Origin of the sequence: Paeniglutamicibacter sp. ZC-3 (assembly GCF_025847175.2) — a bacterium.
Taxonomy (GTDB): domain Bacteria; phylum Actinomycetota; class Actinomycetes; order Actinomycetales; family Micrococcaceae; genus Paeniglutamicibacter; species Paeniglutamicibacter sulfureus.
On the sequence record NZ_JAOYTG010000020.1, the window covers coordinates 15847 to 35395 of the forward strand.

Sequence of the window (19549 nt, forward strand, 5' to 3'; positions counted from 1 at the left end):
TCTTCATTCTCCTTGGGTGCTCGAGCCGGGTGCGGCGTCTTCGAGCGGCAGGCGCTGCTTGAAGAGCAGGCGCTCGGTGAGGTAGTTTTCGAGCCAGTCGGCATGATCGGCACAGGCCAACCAGGTTTTCCGTCGTTCCGGAGTGTGGATCTTCGGGTTGTTCCACAGCAATGCAACGGTGGCGTCGGCACGGCAGCCTTTGCGCGAACATTTCGGGGGCCCGGTGGGGCCCTGGGGCAGGCTGGCGCCTCCGAGTGAATCAAAGATGCTCATGCAGTGCCCCCGTGCCGGTGTCGGCCGGCCGCGGGCTGGCCCGGTTCGGTGGGCTGTTCCGCATCTTCCACGAAGCTCCCGTCGATGGTGGTGGGCGCTTCCTGCGGGTAGGGAGCGTCGACAGCCGCCCAGTAGGCGTCCGACCCATCAGGCTGCGCGCTTCCGGAAGCATCCTCCGTGGTGGCGCGCTCTGTAACGGTTTCGCCGAACTCGTCGAATTCGTAGCTTTCATCTGCAGTCCAGGGGCGGGCAGGGGCCGCTCCCGTGGTGGGTTCGCCGAAGGGCGTTGGATGGGTCTGGTCGTTCCCGGTTTCCGGTGCCGCGGTGCCGGACCCAAGCTGGTGCGGGTCATCGCCCGCGAAGTATTCCGCTGCCGGCTGGCGCTTGGTCACGTCCGCACCGCCATTGGCGATGACGACGGCGACGTAGGGCAAGACGATGGCGGCGGCGAGGAAGGTCCACTGCAGCCACCCGTGCGCGAAGAAGGCAGCAATGAAGCAGGCCAGGCGCACGGACATCGAGATCGTGTATTTGAGCACGCGGGAGTGCTGTTCCACGGTGTGGGACTCTTGCGCCTCGGTGATCCGATGGACCGGTTGGCCCTGGTCATGGTGGTGGTGGTTGTGATGTGGCTCGCTCATGGTTCTTCCGTCGATCCGTTAAGCACCATTGTCTCACCGACTCGCGCCGCCTTACGAATCCTTGCCTTGCCCCCGAGGGGAAACTCCGTGCCGGGCCCGACCGGGGGCCGAACGACAGGGGGGGGTGTCCCCTTGCCGGGCAATGGTTTTCCGATTCCGGCTCACCGGTTCAGTGCGCACCGGTCGCTTGAAGATGACTCGCTGAACAGCGGGTACAGGACGGGGTTGGCACGGCTCCGGCTAGAATTGGATGCGCATACCCCCTGCCCACCCCAGAACTTCTTTATGGAGGATCCATGTCCGAAACCCCCACCGGCCGCAGCGTGCTGGTCACCGGAGGCAACCGCGGAATTGGCCTGGCCATCGCCCGCGCCTTCGAAGCCAACGGCGACAAGGTCGCCATCACCTACCGCAGCGGGGAGGTCCCCGAGGGGTTGCTGGGCGTTCAGGCCGATGTCACCGACACCGCCTCCATCGATGTAGCGTTCACCGAGGTTGAAGCGTCCCACGGGCCGGTAGAGGTGCTGGTTGCCAACGCCGGTGTCACGCGCGACATGCTCCTGTTGCGCATGAATGAGGACGATTTCACCTCCGTGATCGACACCAACCTCACCGGTGCGTTCCGCGTCATCAAGCGCGCATCCAAGGGCATGATCAAGATGCGCAAGGGCCGCGTGGTCCTGATTTCCTCGGTCGTCGGCCTCTACGGTTCCCCGGGCCAGATCAACTACGCCGCCTCCAAGTCGGGCTTGGTGGGCATCGCCCGCTCGCTGACACGCGAATTGGGGTCGCGCGGCATCACTGCCAACGTCGTGGCACCCGGCTTCATCAACACCGACATGACTGCCGCATTGCCCGAGGCCACGCAGAAGGGGTACCTGGCTTCCATCCCGGCCAACCGCTTCGCAGAGCCCGAGGAAGTGGCCAACGTGGTGCGCTGGATCGCCAGCGACGAAGCTGCGTACATCTCCGGAGCCGTCATCCCCGTCGACGGCGGACTGGGCATGGGCCACTAGCATCATCCAGCATGCTCCCTCCCCGTTCCGGTGAGGCGGGAGGCTCGTGCGGTCGCCATACATTCTGTGCTGACCGCACGAGCGGGTCCGCGTGTTTGGTGCCCCTTGACGGGGGAGTATCAACGAGGGCAGCGGAATCCCGATGCCGAGGCAGAACACCCTTTGAAACGCAGCAGGATCGTGCGGCTCTGACCAGCTTCCATTTCCTGGTCGATGGTTGTTGAAAACCTGCCAATTTTATTTATCTAGGTAAATTTTTGAGTTAGTCAATCTCTTGACTGGGTGCGTCATGCGCGACGCTCATCACCACAACCTTCATGGAAGACGGGGTTCTTCCATCGTGATTCGGGAAACAGCCCACGGCAGGGGGACCCGTCAGTGCATCGGAAACGCGAACCGCTGACGCTGCTTTCCCCAACGCGCCGTCCAACCGATGCGACGTGCTCCGGTTCCACGCCATAAACTGGGGGTGACACCGGCAAACGTACGGGTGCAGCCGCACAGCGTACGAGCCGGGCTACGACGGGAAGAAGAAGCCATCATGGAAAGCCTCAAGGACCGCCTCCGCGCGGACATGACCGCGCACCTCAAGGCCGGGAACAAGGTGGAACTCACCACCGTGCGCAACCTCCTGGGTGAGATCAACACCCGCGAAAAGGGCGGTAAGATCCCGCTCGAACTCGACGACGCTGCGGTGATTTCCTTGCTCCAGAAGGAAGCGGCGCGTCGGCGCGAAACTGCCGTGACCTACACCGAGGCCAGCCAGCTGGATCGCGCCGCGGCCGAAGAGCAGGAAGCCGCCGTCATCGAAGGCTACCTTCCGGCGGCACTGACCGAGGGCGAAGCCAAGGCGATCGTCGCCGACGTCGTCGCCGAATTGCGCGCAGGTGGAACCGAGCTTGGCATGCGCCAGATGGGCACCGTCATGAAGCAGGTCACCGAAAAGGTCGCTGGCCGCTTCGACGGCAAGGCACTAAGCAACATGGTTCGCGCGGAACTGGCCTAATCGTTTCCACGGGGGAGAGCATCCCAGGGGGGTGCGCCCCCGTGCCGGGGACAGCAGCGTGGACACTTCCTGCAACTGCTCCGTGGCGCGGTCGGGGCGATGGCCCCAGGCAAACTCACTCGCGGCGTCCGCGCAAGTGGCGGCATAGGCCACCGGAGGACAAGTCGTTGGGCGCCCACTACCGCGTCCCCGGACCGGGCCAAGGGGCCCCTGGACTAGACTTGTTTGGAGGATTCCTACAACAGTGCACACCCGTGTGGACTGGCAGGATTGAGAAGGCGGAGCGCACGTGTTGTGTGTTCCACCCAAAGACTTTCACCACCAACACGATAAAAGTGCCGAATCCAGTGCGCGCCGCAGCGCCAGGCCCGGCCACCACTTTAGGAGCAGCATTGAACGATCTTTCAGCCAAGGGCGCCATCGTCACCGGATCCTCCCGCGGTATTGGTGCCGAAGTAGCCAAGATCCTCGCCGCACAGGGTGCCGGCGTGGTCATCAACTATCGCCAGAAGGCGCCGCGCGCCAACAAGATCGTTGCCGGTATCGTTGAGGCCGGCGGCCGCGCCGTGGCCGTGGGCGCCGATCTGACCACCCCTGAGGGTCCGCCCGCACTGGTCGACGCCGCGATCGAGAACTTCGGCTCGCTCGACGTGCTGGTGCTCAACGCCTCCGGCGGCATGGAATCGGGCCTCGGTGAGGACTACGCACTGCGCCTGAACCGCGATGCCCAGGTAGCAATGCTCGAGGCGGCCACCGCGAAGATGGCCCCGGGCTCCCGCGTCGTCTTCGTCACCAGCCACCAAGCGCACTTCATCGACCAGGTCGAGACCATGGACGCCTACGAGCCGGTGGCCCGCTCCAAGCGCGCCGGCGAGCTGGCCCTGCGCGAGTTCATCCCGGCGCTTGAGGCCAAGGGCATCAGCTTTGTGGTCGTCTCCGGCGACATGATCGAGGGCACCATCACCGCGACGCTGCTGGACCGGGCCGAGCCCGGTGCCATCGAGGCCCGCCGCGCCGCCGCCGGCAAGCTCTACTCCGTCGAGGAGTTCGGCGCCGAGGTGGCCGCCATGGTCACCGCGGACGTGCCCGCCGGGCACACCGAGTACGTGGGCGGGGCCGGCGACTTCCTGAAGAAGTAGGCCCGCCGTCCGGCATCTCGTTCGGGCGCCAATAGGAAAACCGTGCATTTCCACCTTCCCCTGCGAAGGCGGACGTGCGCGGTTTTCCTGCGTTTCGCCAGAAAGCGTTTCAGGCGACCGGAGGGAAGCCGCGGTCCGCGGGTCCGCGACGAGTCACTTTCGCGTGATCAGGATCCGCACCAGGGAGCGCAGGCCGAAGACGAACCCACCGAGCGCCAAGGTGTAGCCAAAAAACTGGTAAAGCCGAAGGTTCTGCGCCAACATGGGGCCGCTCTCGGAAACCATCAGCAAGATGCTTCCGAGGATCGCGGCGATGGAAATCCCGGCGATGATGCCCTCGTGGACAAGCCCCGTGAGAAAGCCGCGGTCCGTGGGGGAGGCGAACTGTCGGACGTTCACCTGCAAGTTGCCGTTCTCGATCTTTTCGTTCAGCATGGACAGATTCCGCGGCATGCGCTGCAGACTTGAAATGAACCCGATGGCGTTGGAGGCCAGCAGGTGTGCTCACATGTGGCCCACGCGTCCAGACTACGTGACTCGCTGCTCCGCCGACACGGCTGCCAGGCGTCCCGGGCGGGCAGCGGGAATCCGCAGCGATGCGGTGAATGGAAGAAGGCGGCGTTCCCGTCCCCCCGGCCGGGGGGATGGGAACGCCGCCTTCATGGATGCCCGTGGGCCAGGGCTAGGGCTTCTTGCCGCAGATGACCTTGTTCCAGGGCTGATAGGTCCAGGACTTGGTTTCAGCCGGGAGCGTCTTGTCCGGTGCGGTGCGCGTGCGAGTGACGTTGATGGAGAAGCCCTTCTTGCCGCCGCGTTCGGGCTTGCAGTTGGCGGCAGAATTGTACTCGGTCCCCGGGTTGGTCAAGTTGTACTTGGCCGAGGACTTGCTGCCCACCGTCCAGTAATCGGTGCTCCACAGTCGCGTGTTGACCTTCCCGCCGCCGACCCACGCCTCGATCATCACGCCGTAGGGGGTGTTGTTCTTCCATGCCATGTCGACCTGGCCCTCCCAGAGGGTGGCCTCGCGTCCGGCCGGGTAGCGTTCAAACCAGCGGCTGTGCGGCTTGTGCGTAATGTCGTCGTACCCGGCCAGGAACCCGGCGTTGTACATCTGCGTGGAGATCTGCGAGAGTCCGCCGCCCACGGCCTCGGTGGCGAAACCGTTGACGACCACGCCGGAACCGAAGTAGCCATTGGCCGTAGTGATCGGGCCCAGCGCCTTCTCCAGCGAGAAGGTTTCCCCGGGCATGACCAGCACGCCGTTAAGCCGCTTGGAACCGGCATAGAGGTTCTTAGTGCGCACGGTGTCTGCAGCCGGGTACGGCGTGGAGAAGTTAACGATGGCTTCCTTCACACCCAGCTTTTTCGCCTCCGCGGTGGTCAACTCCGGGACCGTGGTGGTCAAGGAGACCTTGGCGGTGCGGTTCTTGGCCTTGGAGGCAGCCAGGACCAGCTGGTCCAGGTTCTTCGAGTCGATGGTGGTGCCGTTCTGGGACGGGATGACCTTCGGCGCCCCGCCGGAGAGCACGATCCTGGCGTCCTTGGCCGTGGACTTGAATCCGTCGGCCCCCTTCGCTGCGGCGGCAACCAGTTTCTCGGTGTCCAAGGACATGGTCACGGCGTCGCCGGAGACCTTGAACGAGGCGGCGTCGCCCAATTGCTCGGGGGTCAGCGAGGCGGTGGACTTCCCATCGGTGAGCTTGATCGGGCCGGCCACCAGCGGCTTCGCCGTCTCCTCCAGCGCTGTCTCCAGTGTCTTGGCAGAGGTCTTGGGCTCACTCAGCGCGGCGGGCAGTTCCAGCGGCTCCGCCGGGTCGAACCAGGATTCCGAGACGACGCCCACGGAATCGTCCACGTTCAGCACCACACCGGTAACCGGCTTGGTCAGCACGGGCCTTGCGCCGTCGAAAGCCAGCTTGCCTTCGGCGGTCTCCGTTGCGACCTTGGCGGCCAAGGAATCGAGCTCGGCGCGAAGCTTGGCTTCGTCGACGTTGCTGGCCGGTTCAATCTGCAACTCGCCGGTGAAGCGCTCGAGCAGGGTGGCTGGGTTCAAGTCGAAGCCGACGAGTTCGTCCACGGTGCCCTCGAGATCAATCGAGAGACCGGCGGCGGCCGGGTCGAGGGATTCCTCACGGCCGTTGACCTGCACCGGGATTTCCTGCGCGGTGGCAGGGGTGAGCTTCTCCGCCAGGATCTGGCGTGCCGCTTCCGGGGACAGGGAGCCGACGTTCACCCCGTGGACGGTGGTGTTCGCCGGAATCTGCGAGCCTGCGTATGCCGCAGCCCCTGTGTACAGTCCGCCGGCAAGTACGACGCATGCCCCGCCAATGAGCCAACCACGGTGTGACTTGCGTTCGGGGCCGCGCTTTTTGCGTCCCATGTTTTCACTGTGCAAAACGAATCGTTCTCTTCCATCGGGGGCACGGCCGCGAACCGTGTTGGGGGTTGAGGCGTCCCTGTAACAGGGCTTCGCCACCACCTGCCATTCTACCGGTGGCATCCAAACGAAGGACTAAATAACGGGTGATTAGGGAAAATCGTTATGAGATCCCCACCAAGTCGGCGATGATGTCCAGCCGCGGCAGGTCGATCCTGGCATCCGCGGCTTCACGCAACAGCGGCTTGGCGTTGAACGCGACGCCGAGCCCTGCGGCGCCGACCATGTCCAGGTCGTTGGCGCCGTCCCCGGCCGCGATGGTGTGCTCCATGTCGACCCCGAGTTCGCGGGCCCAGGTGCGCAACATGACTTCCTTGTACGCGCGGTCCACCACCTGCCCGTTGACCATGCCGGTGAGCTTCCCGTCGACGATGACCAGGTCATTGGCGCGGGCAAAGTCCAGGCCCAGTTCGGCCGCCAGCGGATCCAGGATCTGGGCGAAGCCGCCGGAAACCACCGCCACGTGGTGGCCAGCCGCCTTGAAGGCGGCGATAAGTTCGGCCGCACCGTCACTGAGCTCCAGGCGCCCGCGCACCGCATCGATCACCTCGGCATCGAGCCCTGCCAGGGTGGCCACCCGGGCATGGAGCGAGGCGGCGAAGTCCAGTTCGCCGCGCATTGCAGCCTCGGTGACGGCCGCGACTTCGGCCTCCCGTCCGGCGTGGGCGGCCAACAACTCGATGACCTCTTGCTTGATCAGGGTGGAGTCCACGTCCATGACCAGCAGCAACTTTTTCGCACGCACAAGTGCGGCAGGCACCACGGCAATGGCGGAAGTGCGCAGCTCGAGATCCTCCGAGCGGGCCAGCAGGTTGTCCAGCGGGTTCACCAGGGCACGAAGCTGGCGCACCGTCCCGGTGACCTCCCAGCGCGCACCGTTGCGACCGGCACGCTCGAAGGATTGCTCCATGATCACCGCGTGGCCCGCGGCGGCCAGGGTGCGGCGCAGGCCGGCGGGTTCGGCACACGGCGTGGCGGCTGAATGGAAGACGATGAAGGCGGTGGATTGCATTCGCCTATTCTCCCGCGGCCACACGCGCCCGCCCAAAACGTCGCACGCTTTGTTGCGCGGGATCTTGTCCGACATCACTGTCCCGTTACGGCCCCGGGACGCCGAGCGGGAACGGGGGCAGCGACGCGCCCGGGGCCCGCCAGCGGCATGTCGGGCACCTTCGGTTGGGTCAAAGACGGGTCACTGGCCTAGTGTTTTATCCATGAATGAAGTGCTGGGCCTCGCCGACGTCTCCGTGGTACGCGGACGCAAAGACTTACTGACTGACATCAACTGGCACGTAAAGGAGGGCGAGCGTTGGGTGGTTCTTGGACCCAACGGAGCCGGCAAGACCACGTTGTTGCAGATCGCCGGTGCCCGGATGCACCCCACCCGCGGTGTTGCGGGAGTGCTGGGCGAGGTACTCGGCGCCGTCGACGTCTTCGAACTGCGCCCGCGCATCGGCCTGTCCTCCGCGGCCCTGGCCAACCACATCCCCGAGCACGAGAACGTGCTCAATGTGGTGCTGACGGCATCGTATGGAATGACCGGACGCTGGCGCGAAGACTACGAGAAACTGGATGAGCGCCGCGCTTTCTCCCTGCTGCACGACTGGGGCATGTCCACCATGATCAACCGCCCGTTCGCTACGCTCTCCGAGGGGGAGCGCAAGCGCGTGCAGATCGCCCGGGCGCTGATGACCGATCCCGAGCTGCTGCTGCTGGACGAACCGGGTGCCGGCCTTGACCTGGCCGGCCGAGAGGACCTGGTGGCACGCCTGACCGAACTGGCCAGCGACGAGGAAGCACCGGCGATGGTGCTGGTCACCCACCACCTCGAGGAAGTCCCCCCGGGCTTCACCCACGCGCTGCTGCTGCGCGATGGCCGCGTGGTCTCCGCCGGGCCGATCGCCGAGACGCTGACCGAGGAAAACCTCTCGGAGACGTTCAACACGCCGCTGAGCCTGCGCGCCGAGCGCGGGCGCTACAGCGCCGTCGCCAAGCACTAGCCCAAACCCGCGGCAGCACCGCCGCCGCGGCCATTCGGGCCCTGGCGGACAGCAATACATCATCAACAGGGGAGCGGTTTCCGGCGTGGACTTGTGGCGCGACATCATCATTTTCTTCGCGGGCCTCTGGGCCGGAACCATCAACACCATCGTCGGATCCGGCAGCCTGGTGACCTTCCCGGTTCTCGTGGCTCTCGGATTCGCGCCGGTCAACGCGGTGGTCTCCAACGCCATGGGACTGGTTGCCGGTGGATTCTCCGGTGCCTGGGGATATCGGCGGGAAGCCGCCACCGTCTGGCGGACGATGCTCAAGCTGGTGCCGGTGTCGCTGGTCGGCGGACTCATCGGCGCCTGGCTGCTGCTGCATCTGCCCGACACGGTCTTCGGCTACGTGGCCCCGGTGCTGATCGTGCTGGCGCTGCTGCTGGTGATCTTCCAGCCACGGCTTTCCGCCTGGGCGAAGGGGCGCCAGGCTGCCAGCGTCGGGGTCAATCCGGACGAAGCCGACAGGACCCGCATCGGGCCCACCCTCTACATCCTGGTGTTCCTCATCGGCATCTACGGCGGCTACTTCACCGCCGCCCAGGGCATCTTGCTGATGGCGGTCTTCGGGATCTTCCTGCATGCCTCCCTGCAGCAGTCCAACGCCATCAAGGTGATCCTGTCGCTGGTGGTCAACCTGGTGGCCGCGGTTTCCTACCTGGTCTTCGCCCCCGAACGCATCCACTGGCCGGTGGTGCTGCTGATCGCGGTGGGCTCGCTGATCGGCGGGTTCATCGGCGCGAAGGTCGGGCGCAAGCTCTCCCCGGGCTGGCTGCGCCTGGTCATCGTGGTCCTGGGATTGGTGGCGCTGGCCAACATGGTCGCCAAGCTCATCGTGGGTCCCTGATGCAGGCCAACCACCAAGCCAACGACCAAGCACCCGGCGCGCAGAACGGGTTCGAGGAAGCGGTGCGCGAGGCAGCCGGCGGGGACATTTCCCGGCGGCTGGTCTTCCTGCACTCGGGTGTGGACCCGCGGGTCCATGACTACGCGGGGCTCTCGGACGCCGCCTTGCGCCAGGTCGCCGATCCGGCCAACGGGCGCTACATCGCCGAAGGCTCCAAGGTCCTGCGCCGGGCACTGGCGGCAGGGCACCGCCCGCGATCCTTCTTCATGGCACCGAAGTGGCTTGATTCGCTGCGCGACGTGTTGACCGCGCACCCCGGGGTGCCGATCTTCGTGGGATCCGACGCGGTGCTCGAATCCATCACCGGCTTCCACTTGCACCGCGGAGCGCTGGCGGCGATGGACCGCCCCGAACCGCTGGAACTGGAGAAGGTACTCTCCGGGGCCCGGAGGGTCGCGATCCTCGAGGACATCGTCGACCACACCAACCTCGGCGCCATCTTCCGCTCCGCCGCAGCGCTGGGCATCGACGCCGTGCTGATCACCCCGCGCTGCGCCGACCCGCTCTACCGGCGCTCCATCCGGGTGTCCATGGGCGCAGTGTTCCAGGTGCCGTGGGTCCGGCTGGATGCCTGGCCAGATGGGATGCGGGCCGTGGCCGCCGCGGGATTCGAGATCGCCGCCATGGAACTGACCGCCCACGCCCGGGGCATCGATGAGGTGGCCGCCACCGACCGCGGGAAATTGGCGCTGGTGCTGGGCACCGAGGGTGCAGGGGTCAGCGACGCGGTGCTGGAGCAGGCCGACCTCCACGTCATGATTCCCATGCGCCCGGGCGTCGATTCGCTGAACGTGGCGGCGGCCTGCGCGGTGGCCTTCTGGGAATTGCGCGCTCGCTAGGCGAACCGTCGGCTGAATTGGAAAATCCTTGTCCCGTTCGGCTACACTGGAACGTCGGCTTCGTGATCCCACGGGCCGGTTTGGCACATTCGGTTGCTGGCAAAATCCAGTGACGTGAGCAAAGGTTTTAGCATGAAGGCTGATATTCACCCGCAGTACAACACCATGGTGTTCAACGACCTCGCCTCGGGCGAGAAGTTCCTGACCCGTTCGACCGCCACGAGCAAGAAGACCATCGAGTGGGAAGACGGCAACACCTACCCGGTCATCGACGTCGAAATCTCCGCCGCTTCGCACCCGTTCTACACGGGCAAGCAGCGCATCATGGACTCGGCCGGCCGCGTCGAGCGCTTCAACGCCCGCTTCAAGGGCTTCGGCGGCAAGAAGTAATTCCGCCTTCACGCCTGCACACGGGATCCTCCACTTCGGAGGGTCCCGTTGCTGTTTAACCTCCGCCACGGCAAGGTGGATAGGATTGATCCCATGACTCACGGCTACACACATCACGGTGAATACAAGGTTGTCGGCGGCAAGTTGGTTGTCGTCGACCTGCTGGTGCAGGACGGGACGATAGCAGCCGCCTCGCTGAACGGGGACTTCTTCCTGGAGCCCGACGAAGCCCTCTTCGACCTGAACCAGGCGCTGGTGGGCCTGCCGGCGACCGTTGAGCACTCGGCGGTGCGTGACGCCGTCACCGCGGGCCTGCGCGAGGGCGCGGTGATGTTCGGCTTCGACGCCGACGCCGTGGCCCGCACGGTGCGCCGCGCCCTGGGCCACGCCACCACCTGGGCCGACCACAGCTGGGAGGTGCTGGGCCCGGACACCATGCCGATCATCGAGAACGTGGCCCTCGACGAGGTGCTGGCCCGCCAGGTCGCCGCCGGCACGCGCGGCCCGACGCTGCGCCTCTGGGACTGGGAGGACTCGGCCGTGGTGATCGGCTCCTTCCAGTCGGTGCGCAACGAGGTCGACGCGCAGGCCGCGGCCGAGCACGGCATCAAGGTGGTGCGGCGGATCAGCGGCGGCGGGGCGATGTTCATGGAGGCGGGAAACTGCATCACCTACTCGCTCTACCTGCCCTCCTCGCTGGTGGACGGCATGAGCTTCGCCGATTCCTACCCGTTCCTGGATGCCTGGGTCATGGAGGCCTTGGCGACGGTGGGCGTCAAGGCGCACTACAAGCCACTGAACGACATTGCCACCGAGGCCGGGAAGATCGGCGGAGCGGCGCAAAAACGACTGGCCGGAGGCGTGGTGCTGCACCACGTGACCATGAGCTATGACATCGACGCGGACAAGATGCTACAGGTGCTGCGCATCGGCCGGGAGAAGATCTCCGACAAGGGCATCACCTCCGCGGCCAAGCGCGTGGACCCGCTGAAGACCCAGGCAAAGCTGTCGCGGGCCGAAATCATGTCGACGATGGCAGACACCTTCGCCCGCCGGTATTCTGCCACCCCGGGGCGGTTGGACGCCCCGACGCGGCAGGCCGCACGCGATCTGGCGGAATCGAAGTTCTCCACCGACCAATGGACTGCGCGCGTCCCGTAGCCATGGTGCGGTGCGGGACCCCCGTTCGACGGGGGTCCCGCACCGGCCTCGTGGACAGGATCCCCGGTGTCAGGCCAGCGCCAGCTCGGTTTCCTTGCGCGGGGTCCCGGAGTCCTGCCAGGACCTCAGGAACGCGGCCGTGATCTCGGCAGAGCGCTCGGCGGCGTCATCGACGTGATCCAGGAAGTCCTCATCGGAGGCCGGACCGCAGAGGTCCGAGATTCCGCGGATGGCCAGGAACGGGGCCCCGAAGGAGGCGCAGGTCTGCGCAATCGCCGAGGACTCCATGTCGGTGGCCAACGCTCCGTCGAACTGCTCCTTGATGACGGCCGAACGTTCGTGCCCGACGAACGAGTAGCTGGACACGACCAGCCCGTGGTGCACGGTGGCCACGATTCCGTGCCCCGGGCTCCCGATGTTGCTCGCGTCGAGGAGGAATCGCGGCGCCGGGTAGGAAGCGGGCATGCCGGGCACCTGGCCGAGCTCGTAGCCGAAGGCGCGCGCATCGGCATCGGCATTGATGTTCACCGAACCGATGACAACGTCTCCCACCCGCACCGAATCGCCCAGTCCGCCGGCGCTGCCGGCGCTGATGACCAAGGGCGCGGGGGCGTCGGGGTCTTCCCGGTTGGCCCGCAGCAGTGCCGCGGTGGCGGCGCTACCCGCGTTGACCAGGCCGATGCCGCCCTGGACGAAGAGTGCGTTCAGGCCCTCAAGGGTTCCGCTGCGCTGGATCGAGTTGCCGACGCGGACAGGTTCGCCCACGGAGGTGGCGCGCGCCAGGAACGGGAGGGTCTCCTCCTCCATGGCGGCGATGACCACGACGTCGATGCCGCTCACGCGGTGACCTGCTCCCAGGCGGCGCGCTGCGCCAGGAACGCACGGGCGGCGTCCTGCGCGCCGGCGAGCGAGTGGTTTTCGCCCCAGCCGCACTGGATTTCGTTGGCGGCAGGGACCTCGGTGGCTTGCAGCACGTCGGTGAGGGTGGCCTCGACGAGGTTGGCCACGGACCCGACATCGGGCTCGCCCTGCATGATGAGGTAGTAGCCGGTCTGGCAGCCCATGGGGGAGAAGTCGATGACGGACTCCGAGTGGTTGCGGGATTTTTCGGCGAAGAGGTGCTCCAGGGAGTGGATCGCCTTCATCTCCAGGTGGGCAACGTTGGGCTGGGTGAAGCGCACGTCATACTTGGTAATGACATCTCCCTGCGGGAGCACCTTGCGGTCGGCGACACGCACGTAGGGTGCGGCGACAGTGCGGTGGTCGAGGTTGAAGGACTCAACGTTCATGCGTTCGGGGTTCATGGTTGCGCTTTCCTGCCGGTGTTTCGACGCCGGGCCAGCTTGTGCCCGGTACTTCCACCATCAATTCTAACCGGCGCGCGGCCGGCCCCGGAATGCCGGATCGCCCGCCGACCGAAAGGCAACCCGCCCGGGGCCTGACCCGGCAGGGGGGGCCGCCGCGTACATGCAGCCCCCCCCCACTCGACGTTCCGCTAGCCGCGGAAGGTGACCAGCTTGCGGTTCACGAACTCCTCCATGCCGTATTTGCCCAGTTCGCGGCCCACGCCCGAGCGCTTGACCCCGCCGAAGGGGAGTTCGGCGGCCGACCCGCTGGTCTGGTTGATCGAGACCATGCCGACCTCCAGCTGCCTGGCGATGCCATGCGCCCGGTCCATGTCCTCGGTCTGGATCGAGGCCCCCAGCCCGTAGGCCGAGGCGTTGGCCAGGGCCACCGCCTCCTCGTCGCCGGAGACCTTGTAGAGCACGGCCACCGGGCCGAAGAGCTCCTCGGTGTAGGCGCGCATCTGCGGTGTGACATCGGCCAGCACCGTCGGTGCGAAGAACGATCCGGCGCCCTCCAGAACGGATCCGCCGACCAGGACCGTGGCACCCTTGTCGATGGCGTCCTGCACCTGGGCGGCAAGACCTTCCCTGGCGGCGGCGGAGGACAGCGGGCCCAGGAAGGTCTCCGGGTGTGCCGGGTCCCCGACCTTGATGCCGCTCACGGCGCCGGTGAAGGAATCGACGAACTCGTCGTAGACCAATTCGTCGACGATGATGCGCTTGGCGGCGTTGCAGGCCTGGCCGGTGTTGCCGAAGCGGCCCATCATGGCCTGCTTGGCCGCTCGGGCGACGTTGGCGTCCTCCAGCACCAGGAACGGATCAGAGCCGCCGAGCTCCAGCACGACCTTCTTCAGGTTGCGGCCGGCGATCTCCGCCACGGCGGAGCCTGCGCGTTCGGAGCCGGTGAGCGAGACGCCCTGCACGCGGTCATCGGCGATGATGTCGGCGACCTGCCAGTTGGTGGCGAAGATGTTCACGTAGGCACCCATCGGGGCGCCGGCGTCGGTGAAGATCTGCTCCATGGCCAGCGCGGATTCCGGGCACTGCGGGGCGTGCTTGAGCAGGATCGTGTTGCCGTTCATCAGGTTGGGGGCGGCGAAGCGGGCGACCTGGTAGTAGGGGAAGTTCCACGGCATGATGCCCAGCAGGACGCCCACGCCCTCCTTGCGGATCAGCGCGGTGCCGCCGGCGGCGACCTCCAGCTCCTCGTCGGCCAGGAACTTCTCGCCGTTGGCTGCGTAGTAGCGGTAGATCGAGACGGTGATGTCGATTTCCTTGCCGGACTGGAAGATCGGCTTGCCCATTTCGCGGGTGATGATTGCGGCCAGTTCCTCGCGGCGTTCCTCGTAGATGTCCGCTACACGGGTCAGCAGGGCGGCACGCGTGGCGATCGGCGTGGTGTTCCAACTGCCGAAGGCGGCATCGGCGCGCGAGAGCGCGGCCTGGATGTCCGCGTCGCCGGCCGTGGGATACGTGGCTTCGAGAATGCCGGTGGCCGGGTTGGTTACTGCGTAAACACTCATGGGAACTCCTTGGGACGGCAGAACGTGGTTACTGGCCACCGTAATCCACGTGTGCCCCCGATCACCAACCGGCCCGTGGGGCGGCGTCATCCCTGGCCGCCACCCTCCCGGGTGCAGACGGCCTATGGTGCGGGAAGGACGCAGAATTCGTTGCCGGAGGGGTCTTGGTAGACCCGCCAGGGAATGTCTCCCCAGTCCGGGCGCAATTCCCGCCCGCCGCGTGCGCCGATCCCCGCTGCAACTTCGTCGGGATCGTCGGCTGCCTCCAGCCTCACGTCCAGGTGCATCCTGTTCTTCAGCTCCGACTTGGGTGCGGGCTCCTCGCAGAACTCCAACAGCGGACCGCGCAGGGAGGGGTGCCGCAGGGTCCTCGGCGCCGCGGCGCCGGCGTCGGTCCACCCCGTCAACCAGGCCCAGAAGCGTGCGTCCCGATCCGGGTCGGCCGAATCGATGGGAATGGCGGCGATGGGACCGGTGTCGCGGTGCGCGGTCCGGTCGTCCATGACGCGGAACGCGTTTGACTCCGGGTCGCCCAGCACCACCCAGGGGACGTTGCCCTGCCCGATGTCCAGGTGCCTGGCCCCGAGCCGCAGGGCCTCGGCAACCACTGCGTCCCGTGCCGGGCCGCCGAGCACATCCAGGTGCAGGCGCACGGGATCAGCCGGCGGGACGGGGACCGGTTGAAAGCAGAGGTCCAGATCGGGTCCGCCGGGAATCGAGAGGCGGGTCTCAAACCCCTCCGGGGAGTCGGTGAGCAGCTCGGCGCCGAGCAGGTCCTGCCAGAAAGTGCCGAGGCGCCGCGGATCCACCGCGTCGAAGACGATGTTTTCCAGGTACATGGGCACAAGGCTACAGCAGGCGTTCGGTGTGCCTCAGGAACGCTGCAGGCGCACGTGCATGGCACCCTCGCCCTGCTCGGATGCGACCAGCCGATAGCCGTCCTCTGCCCAGTTCCCGGTGAAGAGCGGTTCCCCGGCGCCCAGCAGCACCGGTGCGATGGCCAGGTGCAGCTGGTCGACCAGGCCCGCGGCCACCGCCTCGCGCACGGTGTGCACGCCGCCTCCGATGCGCACATCGCCGCCGTTCGCGGCCTTCCGCGCGGCCTCGAGTGCGGCACGGATCCCGTCGGTGACGAAGTGGAAGGTGGTGCCGCCGGCCATCGGCAGGGGATCGCGCCCATGGTGCGTGAGCACAAAGACGTCGTGCCCGAAGGGCGGGGACTCGCCCCACCAGCCGCGCCACGAACGCGCGTCGTCGTCCGCGTCCCAGGGGCCGCGGACGGGGCCGAACATGTTCCTGCCCATGACGGTGGAGCCGATGCCCTCGTCCCCGGCCCGCAGCCAGGCATCGTCCTTCCCGGTGCTGCCGCCGGATTGCCCCGTCCTTTGGTGCCAGTAGGCGGTGCCGAAGATCCACTCGTGCAGCTCCTCGCCGCCCACCCCGAGCGGTTCCTTCAATCCCTGGTTGCTGCCGGCGCCGTAGCCGTCGATCGACAGGCCGAAATTGTGGACCCTCACCAATGACATGGTGCGCTCGCTTTCAAGTCGGTGTTCGATGCCGCCGCGGCCGGCCTCGGCGGCACACGGCCCAGAATACGTTCGGGGCAACCGGGCGGCAAGGGCCGGCGGGGAGAAGGCCTCTTGAATCGGGACCCCGTGCGGAATAGCGTGTGCCCATGGACCTCTCAATTCAAATCACCATCGACAGCGACAACCCGCACAAGCAGGCCGTCTGGTGGGCGGAGACGCTCGGCTGGACGGTGGAGCCCAGCGACCCGGACTTCATCCAGCAGATGATCGACGAGGGCCATGCCAGCGAGGACGAAACCCTGATCTTCGACGGCGAGCTGGCTTGGCGGAGCGGGGCGGGAATCTGCCCGCTGGACCAGCTGGGCAAGGTGCCGCGCCAGCGGATCCTCTTCCAGCTGGTACCCGAACCCAAGACCGTGAAGAACCGGATTCACCTGGATCTTGACCTGGGGGACAGGCACGCGGCACGTGAGAAGTTGCTGGACCGCGGGGCGACGTTCCTGCACGAGGCCAGCCAGGGGCCCTTCGCCTGGTACACGCTGGCCGACCCCGAGGGCAACGAGTTCTGCATCCGGTAGCCGCCGGTGCCATTCCTTGCCGCCCCGGCGGCACGGCGGCACGGCGGGGGGTGTGTGGAGGCTAGCCGGCGCCGAGACGTTGGCCGGCGCTGAGACGCTGGGCGGCCAAGGCGCGGGCGAGGTAGTCGCGTTCCTCCAAGAGGATGCGCCGCAGCGCCGCCGGGGCGTCCGGATTCCCCGCGAGCCAGCCGTCCACCCGTGCCATGACCGGGTGCACGGCGTCGTCCCCAAGGTCCTGGGCGGCGGGGAAGAGCCCGGCAATCACACGGGTGGCCATGCCGATGCTCATCGATTCCCAGATCCCGGCCAGCTCCGGCCAGTACTGCACGTAATACCCGTCGAGCAGCTCCCGGGAGCCCAGCTGGAAGCCAGCCGCGATGGCGGAGACCGCCTCGTTTGACAGTGCCGAGCCATCCGCGTCGCGCCCGGTGAGCACCGCGGTGAATGACGCCTTCTTCACGGCGGGCTCCGGACGCGCGGCCAAGGCCAGCAGGCGGCCGGAGGTGGCCACGGCCGAGGGGTGCGCGGCGGCGTCGGCCTCGAGTCGGGCCAGCGCCGACTCGTCCAGCGTGCCGGAGGCGGCCTTGGCCTGCCACAGCGCCCAACGCAGGTCCTCGTCCAGCTCCAGCCCCGGATGTGGCTGCTCTCCGGCCAGCAGCGCGTCGACCAGCGGCCCGGCGACCCCGCCGCGGGCCAGCACTGCCAGTGCGCGGGCGGCGGCGACCTGCTTGTCGCTGCCCGGCTCCGCCCGGCCGAGCCAGTCGGTGATCGCCTCGGCCAGGGCCGCGCGCTCGGCATCGCGCAGCACCGGGGGAAGGTAATGGGTGATGGCCGTGCGGGCCTGGGTCAGCAATTGCGTGAAGACCGCTACCTCGGTGACCGATTCGGCGTGGGAGCGCACAGCGGCCAGGAAATCGGGGGCCGGCAGCTTCGCATCGCGCACCATGTTCCACAGTGCCGCCCAGCAGCTGGCGCGGGCCAGCGGATCGGACAGCGTGCCCAGGTGCGCCAGCAACGTCGCCAGGGAGACCGGATCGAAGTCCACCATCGCGTAGGTGTCATCGCCGTCGTTGGGCAGGATCAAGTCGGGGCGGGCCTCTCCGAGCAGGAAGGGGAGCGCCACGGTGCTTCCGGCCAGCTCCACGCGGTGGGATGCGGTGCGGGCCAGCGCCCCGTCGACCACGTTGAACAGCCCGACGTCCAGTACGTGCGGGTGGGCGATCGGGGTGCCGGTGATCGGGTCGGTGCCCGACTGCGTGAGCGTCGCGGCGGTGATCTTCGAGTCGACGATGTCCAGCTCGATGCCCAGGCGCGGGACCCCGGCGGTCCTGAGCCAGGCGTCGGACCAGGCGCCCATGTCCCGTCCGGAAGCTGCGGCCAGCGCGGAAAGGAAATCGGCCAGGGTGGTGTTGGAGTATTCGTGGGCGCGGAAGTAGGTGCGCGCGGCGTCGCGGAACGCATCGGCCCCCACGTAGGCGGCGAGCTGTTTGAGCACCGCGGCGCCCTTGGCGTAGGTGATGCCGTCGAAGTTCTGCTTCGCGGCCTCCAGGTCGGCGATGTCCGCGACGATGGGGTGGGTGGATGGCAGCTGGTCTGCCACGTAGGCCCAGCCCTTGCGGCGGTTGGCGAAGGCCACCCAGGCGGTGTCGAATTCGGTGGCCTGCGCGTTGGCCAGGGTGCCGATGTAGTCGGCGAAGGACTCCTTGAGCCACAAGTCGTCCCACCAGGCCATGGTCACCAGGTCGCCGAACCACATGTGGACCATCTCGTGCATGATGGTGTTCGCGCGGGCCTCGTGCTGGGACTCGGTGGCGCGCGAGGTGAAGACATAGTGTTCGGTGAAGGTCACCAGCCCGGGGTTCTCCATGGCGCCGAGGTTGTACTCGGGCACGAAGGCGGAGTCGTACTTGCCCCACGGGTACGGGTAGTCGAAGAGCTCGTGGAAGAAGTCCAGCCCTGCCTTCGTCAGCTCCAGGATGTTCGCCGCGTCGAAGTGCGCGGCCAGCGAGGCGCGGCAGGTGGCATTGAGCGGGATGGCCAGTTCGCTGCCGTCGGGCAGCGTGCGGCTGTAGGTGTCGGTGGCCACGAAGTAGGGTCCGGCCAGCACCGTGGTGATGTAGGTGGAAATCGGCAGGGTGGGGGCGAAGTGCGTGGTGGCGGTTCCGTCGCCGTGCTGGTCCACCCGGACGGGGGACTGGTTGGAGGCCACGTGCCAGTGATGCGGGGCGCGCACGATGAAGGTGAACGGCGCCTTGAGGTCTGGCTGTTCGAAGTTGGCGTAGACGCGGCGGGCGTCGGCCGGTTCGAATTGCGTGTAGCAATAGGTCTGGCCGTCGGCCGGGTCGACGTAGCGGTGCAGGCCCTCGCCGCTGCGCGAGTACTTCGCGTGTCCATCGATGACGACGGTGTTCACCTCGCCATCTCCCGCGGCCAGGCCGTGCAGGTAGATGCGCGAGCCGGCGACGGCTTTGGCGGGGTCCACCGGGGCTCCGTTGAGCGTGATCGATTGGACGGATTCGTGGATGAAGTCGATGAAGGTGCCGGTGGTGCCGTGGACCGTGAAGCACAGCGTGGTCAGCGAGCGGTACCCGGTCACCGAGGGGTCCTGCGCCGTCGAAAGGTCCAGGTCCACCTCGCAGGAGACCATGCGGAGGGTGCCGGCGCGCCAGGCGGCCTCGTCGCGTGTCAGGTTTTCATTCTGGCCGGGGGTTCTCTGCATGTG

At 67.0% G+C, this 19549-nt stretch carries 20 protein-coding genes; 9 read left to right on the plus strand and 11 right to left on the minus strand.

All coding sequences use genetic code 11. The features are described from left to right. Positions 1-3 precede the first annotated feature (3 nt). Together OIU93_RS16945 and OIU93_RS16950 are read right to left on the minus strand one after the other, a co-directional pair. The gene (locus OIU93_RS16945) at positions 4-273 is read right to left on the minus strand and encodes an acetone carboxylase (protein ID WP_264271233.1); all 270 of its coding nucleotides are present in this window, start codon (positions 271-273) and stop codon (positions 4-6) included. Continuing rightward, positions 270-914, minus strand: a complete 645-nt coding sequence (locus tag OIU93_RS16950) for a DUF3099 domain-containing protein (RefSeq protein ID WP_264271234.1) — start codon at positions 912-914, stop codon at positions 270-272. Before OIU93_RS16950 ends, OIU93_RS16945 begins: the two co-directional genes overlap by 4 nt. 296 nt (positions 915-1210) lie before the next feature. On the opposite strand from OIU93_RS16950, the gene fabG reads away from it, so the two are divergent. The 3 genes from fabG (at position 1211) to OIU93_RS16965 (ending at position 4075) form a co-directional block, all read left to right on the plus strand. Next, the gene (fabG, locus tag OIU93_RS16955) at positions 1211-1930 is read left to right on the plus strand and encodes a 3-oxoacyl-ACP reductase FabG (RefSeq protein WP_264271235.1); all 720 of its coding nucleotides are present in this window, start codon (positions 1211-1213) and stop codon (positions 1928-1930) included. A 541-nt stretch (positions 1931-2471) separates the two neighbouring features. Next, positions 2472-2936, plus strand: a complete 465-nt coding sequence (locus tag OIU93_RS16960) for a GatB/YqeY domain-containing protein (RefSeq protein ID WP_264271236.1) — start codon at positions 2472-2474, stop codon at positions 2934-2936. Between the two features lie 392 nt (positions 2937-3328). Then, a complete protein-coding gene (locus OIU93_RS16965; protein ID WP_264271237.1) occupies positions 3329-4075 on the plus strand; it encodes an SDR family oxidoreductase in 747 nt (248 codons plus the stop codon). A gap of 153 nt (positions 4076-4228) precedes the next feature. Here OIU93_RS16965 and OIU93_RS16970 read toward each other — a convergent pair whose 3' ends face one another. From OIU93_RS16970 to serB, 3 genes are all read right to left on the minus strand, one after another. Continuing rightward, entirely contained in the window at positions 4229-4510 is a 282-nt protein-coding gene (locus OIU93_RS16970) for a hypothetical protein (protein WP_264271238.1), read from the minus strand. Between the two features lie 247 nt (positions 4511-4757). Continuing rightward, positions 4758-6455, minus strand: a complete 1698-nt coding sequence (locus tag OIU93_RS16975) for a VanW family protein (RefSeq protein ID WP_264271240.1) — start codon at positions 6453-6455, stop codon at positions 4758-4760. Positions 6456-6615: 160 nt separating this feature from the next. After that, entirely contained in the window at positions 6616-7524 is a 909-nt protein-coding gene (gene serB / locus OIU93_RS16980) for a phosphoserine phosphatase SerB (protein WP_264271241.1), read from the minus strand. A gap of 202 nt (positions 7525-7726) precedes the next feature. On the opposite strand from serB, the gene OIU93_RS16985 reads away from it, so the two are divergent. The 5 genes from OIU93_RS16985 to OIU93_RS17005 all read left to right on the plus strand — a co-directional run bounded on the left by OIU93_RS16985 (position 7727) and on the right by OIU93_RS17005 (position 11851). Further along, on the plus strand, positions 7727-8512 hold the full coding sequence (locus OIU93_RS16985) for an ABC transporter ATP-binding protein (protein WP_264271242.1): 786 nt from the start codon (positions 7727-7729) through the stop codon (positions 8510-8512). Positions 8513-8597: 85 nt separating this feature from the next. Continuing rightward, entirely contained in the window at positions 8598-9401 is an 804-nt protein-coding gene (locus OIU93_RS16990; protein ID WP_264271243.1) for a sulfite exporter TauE/SafE family protein, read from the plus strand. Then, the gene (locus OIU93_RS16995) at positions 9401-10300 is read left to right on the plus strand and encodes an RNA methyltransferase (protein ID WP_264271244.1); all 900 of its coding nucleotides are present in this window, start codon (positions 9401-9403) and stop codon (positions 10298-10300) included. Before OIU93_RS16990 ends, OIU93_RS16995 begins: the two co-directional genes overlap by 1 nt. Positions 10301-10432: 132 nt before the next feature. Next, positions 10433-10690, plus strand: a complete 258-nt coding sequence (locus OIU93_RS17000) for a type B 50S ribosomal protein L31 (RefSeq protein ID WP_264271245.1) — start codon at positions 10433-10435, stop codon at positions 10688-10690. A gap of 93 nt (positions 10691-10783) precedes the next feature. Further along, positions 10784-11851 (plus strand): biotin/lipoate A/B protein ligase family protein, encoded by a 1068-nt coding sequence (locus OIU93_RS17005; protein WP_264271246.1) that lies wholly within the window; start codon positions 10784-10786, stop codon positions 11849-11851. Positions 11852-11920: 69 nt separating this feature from the next. Here OIU93_RS17005 and mtnN read toward each other — a convergent pair whose 3' ends face one another. From mtnN to OIU93_RS17030, 5 genes are all read right to left on the minus strand, one after another. Then, a complete protein-coding gene (gene mtnN / locus OIU93_RS17010; protein ID WP_264271247.1) occupies positions 11921-12691 on the minus strand; it encodes a 5'-methylthioadenosine/S-adenosylhomocysteine nucleosidase in 771 nt (256 codons plus the stop codon). Continuing rightward, positions 12688-13155: an S-ribosylhomocysteine lyase gene (locus tag OIU93_RS17015; protein ID WP_264271248.1), complete on the minus strand. Its 468-nt coding sequence runs from the start codon at positions 13153-13155 to the stop codon at positions 12688-12690. The genes mtnN and OIU93_RS17015 overlap by 4 nt, the downstream gene beginning before the upstream one ends. Positions 13156-13346: 191 nt before the next feature. Beyond that, the gene (locus OIU93_RS17020) at positions 13347-14720 is read right to left on the minus strand and encodes an NAD-dependent succinate-semialdehyde dehydrogenase (RefSeq protein WP_264271249.1); all 1374 of its coding nucleotides are present in this window, start codon (positions 14718-14720) and stop codon (positions 13347-13349) included. A gap of 122 nt (positions 14721-14842) precedes the next feature. Further along, positions 14843-15559 (minus strand): VOC family protein, encoded by a 717-nt coding sequence (locus OIU93_RS17025; RefSeq protein WP_264271250.1) that lies wholly within the window; start codon positions 15557-15559, stop codon positions 14843-14845. Positions 15560-15592: 33 nt separating this feature from the next. Further along, positions 15593-16246 carry a dihydrofolate reductase family protein gene (locus OIU93_RS17030; RefSeq protein ID WP_264271251.1) on the minus strand — a complete coding sequence of 218 codons (654 nt, stop codon included), beginning with the start codon at positions 16244-16246 and terminating at the stop codon, positions 15593-15595. Between the two features lie 149 nt (positions 16247-16395). Between OIU93_RS17030 and OIU93_RS17035 the strand changes: the two genes are divergently transcribed. Beyond that, positions 16396-16827, plus strand: coding sequence for a VOC family protein (locus OIU93_RS17035; RefSeq protein ID WP_264271252.1), 432 nt, complete (start codon positions 16396-16398; stop codon positions 16825-16827). Positions 16828-16888: 61 nt separating this feature from the next. Here OIU93_RS17035 and pepN read toward each other — a convergent pair whose 3' ends face one another. Beyond that, the gene (gene pepN / locus OIU93_RS17040; protein ID WP_264271253.1) at positions 16889-19546 is read right to left on the minus strand and encodes an aminopeptidase N; all 2658 of its coding nucleotides are present in this window, start codon (positions 19544-19546) and stop codon (positions 16889-16891) included. Between the last annotated feature and the right edge of the window lie 3 nt (positions 19547-19549).

Bases quoted from the DNA above. Each gene is read 5' to 3' on its own strand.
- OIU93_RS17025 (WP_264271250.1), bottom strand. From the start codon at position 15,559: ATGTACCTGGAAAACATCGTCTTCGACGCGGTGGATCCGCGGCGCCTC.
- OIU93_RS16970 (WP_264271238.1), bottom strand. From the start codon at position 4,510: ATGCTGAACGAAAAGATCGAGAACGGCAACTTGCAGGTGAACGTCCGA.
- OIU93_RS16945 (WP_264271233.1), bottom strand. From the start codon at position 273: ATGAGCATCTTTGATTCACTCGGAGGCGCCAGCCTGCCCCAGGGCCCC.
- OIU93_RS16950 (WP_264271234.1), bottom strand. From the start codon at position 914: ATGAGCGAGCCACATCACAACCACCACCACCATGACCAGGGCCAACCG.
- pepN (WP_264271253.1), bottom strand. From the start codon at position 19,546: ATGCAGAGAACCCCCGGCCAGAATGAAAACCTGACACGCGACGAGGCC.
- OIU93_RS17020 (WP_264271249.1), bottom strand. From the start codon at position 14,720: ATGAGTGTTTACGCAGTAACCAACCCGGCCACCGGCATTCTCGAAGCC.
- OIU93_RS16960 (WP_264271236.1), top strand. From the start codon at position 2,472: ATGGAAAGCCTCAAGGACCGCCTCCGCGCGGACATGACCGCGCACCTC.
- OIU93_RS17030 (WP_264271251.1), bottom strand. From the start codon at position 16,246: ATGTCATTGGTGAGGGTCCACAATTTCGGCCTGTCGATCGACGGCTAC.
- OIU93_RS16995 (WP_264271244.1), top strand. From the start codon at position 9,401: ATGCAGGCCAACCACCAAGCCAACGACCAAGCACCCGGCGCGCAGAAC.
- OIU93_RS17000 (WP_264271245.1), top strand. From the start codon at position 10,433: ATGAAGGCTGATATTCACCCGCAGTACAACACCATGGTGTTCAACGAC.
- OIU93_RS17035 (WP_264271252.1), top strand. From the start codon at position 16,396: ATGGACCTCTCAATTCAAATCACCATCGACAGCGACAACCCGCACAAG.
- fabG (WP_264271235.1), top strand. From the start codon at position 1,211: ATGTCCGAAACCCCCACCGGCCGCAGCGTGCTGGTCACCGGAGGCAAC.
- OIU93_RS17005 (WP_264271246.1), top strand. From the start codon at position 10,784: ATGACTCACGGCTACACACATCACGGTGAATACAAGGTTGTCGGCGGC.
- OIU93_RS16975 (WP_264271240.1), bottom strand. From the start codon at position 6,455: ATGGGACGCAAAAAGCGCGGCCCCGAACGCAAGTCACACCGTGGTTGG.
- OIU93_RS16985 (WP_264271242.1), top strand. From the start codon at position 7,727: ATGAATGAAGTGCTGGGCCTCGCCGACGTCTCCGTGGTACGCGGACGC.
- OIU93_RS17015 (WP_264271248.1), bottom strand. From the start codon at position 13,155: ATGAACCCCGAACGCATGAACGTTGAGTCCTTCAACCTCGACCACCGC.
- serB (WP_264271241.1), bottom strand. From the start codon at position 7,524: ATGCAATCCACCGCCTTCATCGTCTTCCATTCAGCCGCCACGCCGTGT.